Origin of the sequence: Microcystis sp. LEGE 00066, assembly GCF_015207925.1 — a bacterium.
In the GTDB taxonomy this organism is placed as follows: Bacteria; Cyanobacteriota; Cyanobacteriia; order Cyanobacteriales; family Microcystaceae; genus Microcystis; species Microcystis ichthyoblabe_A.
Window position 1 is genome coordinate 1 of sequence record NZ_JADEVX010000169.1, and the last position, 9,303, is coordinate 9,303.

Genomic DNA, 9,303 nt, shown 5'->3' on the forward strand with positions numbered 1-9,303 from the left:
TAAAAATTTTGTTAGAATTTCATCCAGATTTATGAGTTGAAATCGATTTTTCATGGACAAAGTTCTTAAAACCTGTCTATCTCCAGCGTTGGATGATAATTATCTGTCAAAAAATAATGCTTCTACACAAGTTCTCTATTTAAATAAGAGAATTTTATCTGAATTTTTTTCAAAATGAGAATTGCTGACTATCTACAGCCCAATCCCCTAACTATGCAGTCTCACGGTTTGCCTCAAGGGGGTTGGGATGTTGTTTAGTCATATAACTACTATAGTAGTAATTCTCCCAGAAGTCAACTACTATAGTAGTAACTTTTGTTATAATGGATGAAACACAATTACAGAAGCCGAAATTGAAAGACCTGCTCGCTCAAGCTGAGATTACACAAAAAGAATTGGCGAAACGAATGAACGTCTCCTATTCTTTGGTGGGATTTTACATAGCAGGCAAAAAAATGCCCGCTTTTGACAAAGCAGTGTCTATGTCTAGAGAGTTAAACGTAAGTTTAAAGATTCTCGCTGAGTCAATGGGCATTGACACCAACGGCATCCCCGACGATTCCCCCAACTAATAAAACACCCCAACGAAAAGGCTAATCGTTGGGAAAGTGACAAAAAAATTTGTCGGTTACTACTATGATGACTCTCTCTATAAACGATCGCGTCTCCTATCAGGGAGAAAAGGCCACGGTTAAACAAGTCTGGAAAAAGAAAGTCAGGATCATCCTCTCAGACCTGCGAGAGATGACCGTAGGAATAGACGAGATTGGGCCGGCTGATGAAGTTGTCCCCGCTCAATTACCCTTGATCGATCTTTCTGCCTATCAACTGACCGATCGACCGATCAGCCAATGGGACCTAGAGAATGAAGATGCGATCGAAACCTTGACCCCGGACGGTGGTGAAAATGAAGACTCGATCGAAACCTTGACCCCGGACAGTGACCAGTCAGTAGATGCGATCGAGATAGATGTCCGATCACTACCAACTTATCAACTAATAACCTTTTATGAAGTGATAGCAAGAGAATTGCATTATCGAGATGAGTCAGAGTGTTCACTCCCTAACTCACCTAACCCTCTCCCTAACCCTCTCCCTAACCCTCTCCCTAACTCTCTCCCTAACTCACTCCCTAACCCTCTCCCTAACTCACTCCCTAACCCTCTCCCTAACTCACTCCCTAACTCACTCCCTAACCCTCTCCCTAACCTTCACCCTAACTATGGCTACGAAGAAATCAAGACTATCAAGGGCCGGCTGTACCGTTATTGGAGATGGTTAGAAAATGGTAAGCTGCGATCAAAGTACCTAGGCCGAGTCGCGTCATCGGTAAAATAAAAAAAAACAGGACAAAAATCATGACACAAGAACTATTAACAGAAAATGCCGCATTAAAGCAAAGAGTAAGCGAGCTAGAGCTAGAAATTGAGCGAATAAAAAAAGATATGAAAGAATTAATCTTAGAATTGGACAAAAAAGGATATTCTTCTCTTTACAGAGATTAATACTAGATATAGCGTCGTGATACAGCTTCCCTGACACTAGATATAGCGTTAAGCGAAAATTGTTTCTAGTGCGTTTTTAGTCCGGTCAGGATCGATTTCGATGTATCGCTGCAAGTTAGCGATCGAAGCATGCCCACTCACGGCTTGAATGGTTCTTAGGTCGGTTCCATTCCGGGCCAACTCAGTGATGCAACTGCGACGGCCGCAGTGAGTGACAATTTTCTTGTCATCTAGTCCGACTTTCGCGGCAGATGTTTTCAGATAGGTTAAAGCGGCTTCATAGCTTAATCTTCCATTGATGCCGGGAAAAAGGTAATCATCTAGGTTGGATGAGGGATTATAATCTCTAAGCTTTAGCTTTAATTCTCCACAAATTGGCACAGTATGATTTCTGTCTTTCCCTTTTCTGGTTTCTCTTCTAAATGCTATCTCATCGTTAGGGACTCGCCGGGTTGGGTCTTTGTAAACATCTTTGACCCGTAGCTCTAAGGCTTCATTTATGCGTGCTGCGGTGAATCTTAGGATAGCCCATAGAAGCCGATGTTTTTGATTGGCGACGGACTCTAGTTTTTTCCAGTCCAACTGGGATAATACAGAAGCTTGCCCTATTGTTCTCATATTTACCTACAGAATTTATTAATAAAGTCCATTTATTCTGTACTTAAAAGCCTAAGCTTTAAGTGCATTTCTTGTAGAGTAGCGTATTTTCAAGGCTTTCGGCAATTGCTCTTACTACAGAAAATATCTATTTTATGCACTTGATCAGAATAATATTTTTCCTTATTTTAAAAGAAAAGATTATTTTTTTGTCACAATGACTACTATCGTACTTGCCTCAAACATTCCATCGAATATTAATACACTAGAACGGTTGATCGCTCACCAACTAATGGCCTTAAAGGCTACCATCGGCAATACGACCTTTAACCTTGATAGCACAGAAAAAGGGGGAAGAACCCCTTACATTACCCTAAACACTGGAGAGGCCACAGAGGGAGATGGACAGCTGTACCTGCAAGCTTTTGTGTATTTGCCCCTAGATACTCAAATTAGAAACAATGCCCTAAATCAGAGGCCATGGATGTACGCGAAAGAAATTAGCAATAATAATTACCCAGCGGGGTATAACTTAACTTAGGTGATTAAATGCTTGCATTTATTGGTCCAGCGCCCGCTAAAAAACTAGGTCCGTCTCTTCAGCAAAACGCTCCAAGTAGTTTAGGACCGTCTCTTCAAAACAACGCTCCAAGTAGTTTCGGTCCGTCTCTTCAAAACAACGCTCCAAGTAGTTTAGGACCCTCTTTATTTAAAAACGTTTTCCGATTTTTTTCCAGATTCTATAAAATACTAGATTTCTTCTTTGATGCACCACCTGTTGATGCTCCAGGACCGCCCTACGGACCGGCGGGTCCTATCGGGTCTTACCCCTTTCAACCACCTCCGGTTAGAGAGCGTTTTCCTCCTAAGATAATAGGACCCGATACCCCTCCCGGTCCAGTCGGTCCTGAAAATGCAAAATACAAAATAAGCAATTTAGTCGCAACTTATAGAAGGGTGAGCATGAACCCACCTTATAGCGTTATTGATCAAAATGCTAAATATACAAACATTCCGGGCAAGATAGTTCAGGGACCATTCGCATCGGTCGAAGTTGATGAGAGTCACGGCGCAAATGGCAGGATCGGCGCCATAGTTTGGGGCAACAATAAGCCAACAGACTTTATGGACATGATTTTCCTAGAATCTGAAACTGGCACGTGGGGGGGTGCAAACCATTATCTGAACTCTTTTTCTTACAAGATTCAACAACTTGAACCCGGCGAAACCGATCCACCTGATCCTCCTCCTTATTTTTTCCCTCCTAACAGTCCTGGACCCTTAGCTCCTCCTTCAACAGATAACGACACAAGGACAAACCCGCCATACTCTTCTCCGCTACCTAAAAATCCGATTCCTATTGGACAGCCGAGTAATTTTACGCCACCACAAACCTCACCCGGTCCATCGCTACCACCAAATCCAAACCCAAATCCTTCCCCACCTGGTTCGCTTGCTCCAAGTCCGCCAACTACAAACCCCACGAATCCAGGGAACTCGCCTAGACCAGGAGAAAGAGGAAACACGCCACCGTTTTTCCCGCCGTTTCCAATCATAAACCCTCAAAATCCAACTATTGGACAGCCGAGACGAGAAAACCCGCCAGTAATAGATACACCGGGAGGAAGCGGATGCTGCACACCCCCCGGCATTACTCAAGCGAACAACAGTTTGGACGGAATAAAGCTTACTTTAGAGGGAATAGACCTGACTCTTTTAAATGTCATAGATGCCAAGCTCGGACCTCAAATGAATGGGGGAATTTCCGGCTATCTATCAGATAGATTTACTAAGCTCTGGAAGTCTAGAACTGTTGATCGCGCTCTTAATTTAATGGCTACGGCCGCCGCAATTCATAACGCGGTTATGCTGTCTCGAAACATTGGCTCTACCTTGATCGCTACTTTAGGCAATGCCTTAAGCATTATTGGCATTAAAGACGGTGACGAAGTTGCTCAAAATTTCTCTACAGTTATTGGTAACTCAATTGAAAATATTGTAAAAGGATTAGTCGGCAATGATAACTATACTGCGTTAAGTGAAACTTGGGCAAAAGCTAATAGGATTTATCAAAGTGCGATCAACATTTATCAGTTAATGACTGATTCACTTTTTGGTATCACGTCCGGACTGGAACAAACCGCTAAATATACGGGTAAAATTGGCAACGCTTTAAGAAAGTCTGGTGTGGTTTTAGAAAATTCTTACAACTGGATGAGTGAAACTTTTAATTTTCATAGTGGCAAAAATAGAAAAATTGATCGAGTTATTCAAGGACTACAAAACGCGAACGAAATAGCCTCGGATTTAGAATCTATAACCTCCGAGTTTAGAAGTGTAACCGAAAATATAAGGGAAATTGGGACAGAAGTAAACAAAATCAAAACAGAAGTTAATGTCAAAGAAAGCGAGAAAAACACTCAAGAAACTCAAGGAAAAAATTCATCACAGTCTCCTCCAATAAACAAGACCGATTTAACAAAGCCTAGTTAATTTATTTATTTATTATGGCGATTCCTACTGATTTTAACGAATTTGAACACTTGCAAAGCACTATTTTAAGAGTCCATAATCGAATAGTGCGAGAGGAGTTTAGTGATATTACTGGCAATGATTTAGATTTAGCCGTCCCCCGGTCTTCGTTGCGTTGGGCTTGTTTGCTTAAAGATAACGATACTTGCGACATGATGATCCAACGCTTTTTACTGTTTTATTTTACCCTAAGACGAGCGCAAGATTTACAACAGCCGTTTTATGGGATTCCCTTAGATGATTTACACGCTTCTCGAAAATTCAAGCCACAGATTACCTTTTATTTTAAAGAAGATTTAAACGATTTAGAGGACAACACTCGCCCCACATGGGGAGAGATTTCTTTTAGATTAATGAATGAATCTAGCACCACAATAACAAAACCAGAGTTACTTGCGTTAGCCAACAAAATTAAGACAGTATTCGGACCGGCTAACGGGTATATCTGGAAAAAAGGGAGAAAATTATACTCTTACACAGAAAAAGATAAGGGTTATCAATTGCAGTTACTTTGCCGGGATGATTCGACGGCAAAACAATTAATCAATAAGGTTTTAGATATACAAAATCATACCCCTGACTGGAAATTTTTAAAATCTAACATCGCTGATGATGAGAATGGTTCTTTTCCCTATAACCCTGGCAATCACACAATTTTAGGGAAAAGCTACAAAAAGCCTCGCCGTCGTCCTATGGTTGATGTTCGCTTTCAGTACGCGACGGCTACCATCTGGGGGATAAATAAGCCGATCGCTCTTTACGATCGCTCGTTTACTTTCCTTGATGCTCTTGTTGATGAGTTTAATTAGTTTTCGTAGATGGTCTATGCTCTTGTCGATGAGTTCGGGTAGTTTTCGCGGATGGTCTATACCCTTCCGACCAATCGCATTGGCTGCAAGCCTTGCTATAACTGAGTTATCGCATTTATGCAGAGCGGTAAAAATATTGTATTAAACGGATAGTATGGCTAGAAAGAGATTTTCAGATTTAGAGCGGGTGTATGATGCGTTAAAGTTGGGGAACGTTAACCTTAACTCCTTGCCCCAGAATCTAGACTTTGTAAAGTATGGCAAATGGAGAGAAGGGAATGGCGAAGAGCGCAATATCGTCAGACCTCCCCTGAATGGAGAAGTTGAGGTAGGAGTTATCGCGTTTGGATATGGCTTTGCGAATGCGAAAGGTAAAATAAAAGTCACCATGTCTGGGCGCTCTAGAGCTTTTCTAAATGGATTTAGTCCTAGACCTAAGTTTGGTGTGGAGACGGATAGCTTAACCGCGTACACAGCAAACAAGGCCTTCGTACCCGCCAAAGCTCGCGTAGCGACAATAGTCGCCGCTAAGAGCCCGACCTCGAAAATTACTGGGCGAAAATATAAAACTAGAAGCGGGCCAGCTTACACACTTCCCATGGGACGGATAAGCCAATCATTTGATTATCAGGAAACACTAGACTCTATTTTAGCAGATCCCGTTTTTTCGGGTGCTAATGCAACCCATAGCGTGAGTTTTGATCCGGAGGAGTTTCGTCGTGATTAACGCGGATCAACTTAAGGATAGAATGCGGCTATGGACTCCAGAAAGATTTGATGAGGTTTCTGTAGAGGAAACCTCAAATAATCTAATTATTTGTGGGGAAGCGCTGTCCGATTTCTTTTCTTTAAAGATTACTCCTACGGAATATCTTGACATAGTTGAGAGTTGCGGGGTCAATGTTGATGAATATTTAGAAACAATCAACGAAAATCTATATGATTTCCTATAATGCTGGTAATTCTAATAACTGGCAGTCTGTTTGGAGTCAAAGCTTTACCGCAGAACCAGCACCGGGAAATAGTCCAGATTTAGAGCGGTATTTTCCTTTGCCAGAAATATTAATGCCAATTCAGTTAGAGGCTTCATTAATTACTTTTTATGCTACCAGTCAAAGCGCTGATCCTCGATGGAAGTTCGCGGCCAGCGTTAAGCGTAAATATGTCACGGGGCTGACTGTAGGCGGAAACCCTAACGCGGTGGTGGATAGCAAGCGAATTTTTTTAAATCAATTTTCGCTACTAAGATATCCCGTTAATTTTGGATCAAGTTATTCCTTGTTAATTTCGGTCCCTTTTTGGCATCGACAAATTACCTTGTATTTATGGGAATATACCGGTCCTATTATCGACACATCCGAGCAAAAGCTCGATCTAATCTTGGAGAGATTGCCTGATTTACCATGATTCCATTTACTTTACTGACGATTGTTTGTCCTTTATTGTTTTTACAATGTCACCAAAGAATAAAATTGCTTTGCTTTTCATCGGATCAGGGTTAATTAGCGGGATTATCATTAGCTACCACCTACCAGCTGAAAAGCTGGTGTTCGCTCTTACTGGTCCTACTGCTGTAGTAGGAGCGGGATTAAGCGAATGGAATTCTACCAGGGAAAAGTCGGACGATGACTCAGACACAAATTAACTGAAAAAAATCCTAATCAACAAATCTCTAAATATTTTTCTGTAGAAGAGGTAACGAAAGGAGATGCGCGACGAATTTTTTATGAAAAATGGCAAAGGCCTCCGGTCCAGAGGACAAAAAGGTCCACGATGGAATTATTAGGGTCGTTGTCAGTCCCAAACAATCGATCGCTCCGATGGCGATCAATTTTTTTCTAGGGGTATCTGCTGAACATAATCCAAGGCCGTCCCTAAGCCAACGGCATCGGCAATATTGCCCGTTCCAGCCTCAAAACGAGTGGGCGCCGCCTGATACACGGTACGCTCAAACGTCACATCCACGATCATGTTGCCGCCGCTTTGCCAGGGAACCGTGGCATTCAACAGGTCTTCTTGACCATAAAGTACCCCGATCCCTGTGGGACCAAAGACTTTATGTCCGGAAAAGACGAACCAATCACACCCTAATTGTTGAACATCGATCGGAATGTGGGAAACCGATTGAGCGCCATCTAATACCATTTCTCTAAATGAAAACTACACATCGAATGTAAATCCCCCTTTAAGTTCCCCTTTTTAAGGGGGATTTAGGGGGATTAAACTTCTGTAGTCAGACTTTGGAGAATTGGTATAACAAGCCACATTCCGCACCCTCAACTGTCACATAAGCTGTCCCCCTCCAGAGACTTGAATAAAAATACTTAGCTGGTGAAGGTTTTCTCGGCACCAGCTAGGGGGGTCTTGAAACCCCTAATTATGAAAAAATAGGAATTGTTGGAAAACTGAGGCGAGTGGACTGTTCGACCAGGAATCAATCAACAGAAATTGAAGTCAAAAATCTAGACCATCTGGGATTAGTAGCCGGAATTATCGATGAAATAGGAATCGTTGAAATTATCAACGAACAAGTCTCAATTGAGCGAGGAGAAATTGTCACAGCGGGGCAAGTCGTCAAAGCAATTATCCTGAACGGATTGGGATTTGTCTCCGGGTCTTTGTATTTATTTCCTCAATTTTTTGAAGATAAAGCAACCGAACATCTGCTGGGAGAGGGCATCGAACCAAAACACCTGAATGATGATAAAATTGGTCGAGTGATGGACAAACTTTATCAACTTGATGTTTCGGGTATTTTCCTACTCATTAGTTTAGCAGCCGTGAAAAAATTTGGTGTAGCGACCGAGAATTCTCATTTAGATTCGACTTCTCTATCAGTAGAAGGAGAATATAAAAAGGAATACCCAACAGTAGAAATCCTGAAATCAGGAGCAGTGGGAGAAGAAATTGAAACCAGACAACAGCCAATAAAAATTACCTACGGATACTCCCGCGACCGAAGACCTGACTTAAAATAATTTATGATTGACTTAATCGTAAGTGGGGATGGAGATGTACCTTTATTCCTGAAAGTAGGGGACGGAAATGAAGCGGACAAAGCGGTTTTTGGTCAAATCGCCCGAGAATTTAAAAAACAAGTTTACTTTGACAGTTTAATAGTCGGCGATAGCGCCCTCTATAGCAAAGAGAATTTAAAACTAATGAGAGAAATGCGTTGGTTGTCTCGAGTCCCCTTCAGCATTAAAGAGGCTCAAAAGTTAGTCGATAGCATCTCAGAAAAAGAGTTAACCGATTCAAAAATACTGGGTTATTCCTGGCGGGAAACAAGCTCTAACTATGGGGGGATAGAACAAAGATGGTTGCTAGTTGAAAGTCAAGCTAGACAAGAATCAGACTTGAAAAAATTAGAGAAAAAAATCGAGCAGGAAAAGAATTCTGCCCAAGAAAAAATCCGCCAACTATCCCGAAGAGAATTTGAGAATAGAGCGGTGGCGTTGGCGATAGTCAAGGGATTATCTGACTCCTTAATACCAATTCTCCAAAGTCTGACTACAGAAGTTTAATCCCCCTAAATCCCCCTTAAAAAGGGTGACTTAAATTCGATGTGTAGTTTTCATTTAGAGAAATGGTATAAAATATCATCAGTTAACGGAGATTAAAGTCAATCTCATTCCGCCTGAGTCCCAGGGGTCAAAACTCAAATCAAAAGACGATTTACCCTCTCAAAGCTATCAAGTTCAAGCCGAATTAGAGTTAAATTTGCCAGCCATTGAGAGGCTAAAGAAACGAGCAGGACGATTCGTTTTAGCAACTAACGATTTGGAGAAAAAACGATTGAGCAGTGAGGATATACTCAAAAAATATAAAGGGCAACAAGCTCCAGAAAGAGGATTTTCTTT

General features: G+C 41.6%; 10 protein-coding genes and 3 pseudogenes. 11 read left to right on the forward strand and 2 right to left on the reverse strand.

Features of this window, described 5'->3' with window-relative positions; genetic code table 11:
- Positions 1-323 precede the first annotated feature (323 nt).
- The 3 genes from IQ224_RS18615 to IQ224_RS18625 all read left to right on the forward strand — a co-directional run bounded on the left by IQ224_RS18615 (position 324) and on the right by IQ224_RS18625 (position 1,505).
- Positions 324-572 (forward strand): helix-turn-helix transcriptional regulator, encoded by a 249-nt coding sequence (locus IQ224_RS18615; protein WP_228036313.1) that lies wholly within the window; start codon positions 324-326, stop codon positions 570-572.
- Between the two features lie 64 nt (positions 573-636).
- Positions 637-1,338: a hypothetical protein gene (locus IQ224_RS18620; protein ID WP_194033340.1), complete on the forward strand. Its 702-nt coding sequence runs from the start codon at positions 637-639 to the stop codon at positions 1,336-1,338.
- 20 nt (positions 1,339-1,358) lie between these two features.
- Entirely contained in the window at positions 1,359-1,505 is a 147-nt protein-coding gene (locus IQ224_RS18625) for a hypothetical protein (protein ID WP_002748479.1), read from the forward strand.
- Between the two features lie 48 nt (positions 1,506-1,553).
- On the opposite strand, the gene IQ224_RS18630 is transcribed toward IQ224_RS18625, so the two are convergent.
- On the reverse strand, positions 1,554-2,123 hold the full coding sequence (locus IQ224_RS18630; protein ID WP_002748478.1) for a site-specific integrase: 570 nt from the start codon (positions 2,121-2,123) through the stop codon (positions 1,554-1,556).
- Between the two features lie 196 nt (positions 2,124-2,319).
- Here IQ224_RS18630 and IQ224_RS18635 point away from each other — a divergent pair, with 196 nt between their 5' ends.
- The 6 genes from IQ224_RS18635 to IQ224_RS18660 all read left to right on the forward strand — a co-directional run bounded on the left by IQ224_RS18635 (position 2,320) and on the right by IQ224_RS18660 (position 6,850).
- On the forward strand, positions 2,320-2,643 hold the full coding sequence (locus IQ224_RS18635; RefSeq protein ID WP_051048501.1) for a hypothetical protein: 324 nt from the start codon (positions 2,320-2,322) through the stop codon (positions 2,641-2,643).
- Positions 2,644-2,651: 8 nt separating this feature from the next.
- Complete coding sequence (locus IQ224_RS18640) at positions 2,652-4,595, forward strand: hypothetical protein (protein ID WP_194033341.1); 1,944 nt, start codon at positions 2,652-2,654, stop codon at positions 4,593-4,595.
- 14 nt (positions 4,596-4,609) lie between these two features.
- Positions 4,610-5,443 (forward strand): hypothetical protein, encoded by an 834-nt coding sequence (locus tag IQ224_RS18645; protein ID WP_194033342.1) that lies wholly within the window; start codon positions 4,610-4,612, stop codon positions 5,441-5,443.
- A 154-nt stretch (positions 5,444-5,597) separates the two neighbouring features.
- Positions 5,598-6,170, forward strand: a complete 573-nt coding sequence (locus IQ224_RS18650; RefSeq protein WP_194033343.1) for a hypothetical protein — start codon at positions 5,598-5,600, stop codon at positions 6,168-6,170.
- Positions 6,163-6,396: a hypothetical protein gene (locus IQ224_RS18655; protein WP_110980672.1), complete on the forward strand. Its 234-nt coding sequence runs from the start codon at positions 6,163-6,165 to the stop codon at positions 6,394-6,396. The genes IQ224_RS18650 and IQ224_RS18655 overlap by 8 nt, the downstream gene beginning before the upstream one ends.
- A complete protein-coding gene (locus IQ224_RS18660; protein WP_002744854.1) occupies positions 6,383-6,850 on the forward strand; it encodes a hypothetical protein in 468 nt (155 codons plus the stop codon). Before IQ224_RS18655 ends, IQ224_RS18660 begins: the two co-directional genes overlap by 14 nt.
- Before the next feature lie 432 nt (positions 6,851-7,282).
- Here the strand turns inward: IQ224_RS18660 and IQ224_RS18665 are convergent.
- Positions 7,283-7,591, reverse strand: a pseudogene (locus IQ224_RS18665) (aminotransferase class V-fold PLP-dependent enzyme); the annotation flags it as partial.
- A 266-nt stretch (positions 7,592-7,857) separates the two neighbouring features.
- Here IQ224_RS18665 and IQ224_RS18670 point away from each other — a divergent pair.
- A pseudogene (locus IQ224_RS18670) lies at positions 7,858-8,931 on the forward strand (IS1634 family transposase); the annotation flags it as partial.
- 106 nt (positions 8,932-9,037) lie between these two features.
- Positions 9,038-9,303, forward strand: a pseudogene (locus IQ224_RS18675) (IS1634 family transposase); the annotation flags it as partial.

Coding starts and splice junctions, on each gene's coding strand:
- IQ224_RS18650 (WP_194033343.1), top strand. CDS start 5,598: ATGGCTAGAAAGAGATTTTCAGATTTAGAGCGGGTGTATGATGCGTTA.
- IQ224_RS18660 (WP_002744854.1), top strand. CDS start 6,383: ATGATTTCCTATAATGCTGGTAATTCTAATAACTGGCAGTCTGTTTGG.
- IQ224_RS18635 (WP_051048501.1), top strand. CDS start 2,320: ATGACTACTATCGTACTTGCCTCAAACATTCCATCGAATATTAATACA.
- IQ224_RS18645 (WP_194033342.1), top strand. CDS start 4,610: ATGGCGATTCCTACTGATTTTAACGAATTTGAACACTTGCAAAGCACT.
- IQ224_RS18625 (WP_002748479.1), top strand. CDS start 1,359: ATGACACAAGAACTATTAACAGAAAATGCCGCATTAAAGCAAAGAGTA.
- IQ224_RS18640 (WP_194033341.1), top strand. CDS start 2,652: ATGCTTGCATTTATTGGTCCAGCGCCCGCTAAAAAACTAGGTCCGTCT.
- IQ224_RS18630 (WP_002748478.1), bottom strand. CDS start 2,123: ATGAGAACAATAGGGCAAGCTTCTGTATTATCCCAGTTGGACTGGAAA.
- IQ224_RS18615 (WP_228036313.1), top strand. CDS start 324: ATGGATGAAACACAATTACAGAAGCCGAAATTGAAAGACCTGCTCGCT.
- IQ224_RS18620 (WP_194033340.1), top strand. CDS start 637: ATGATGACTCTCTCTATAAACGATCGCGTCTCCTATCAGGGAGAAAAG.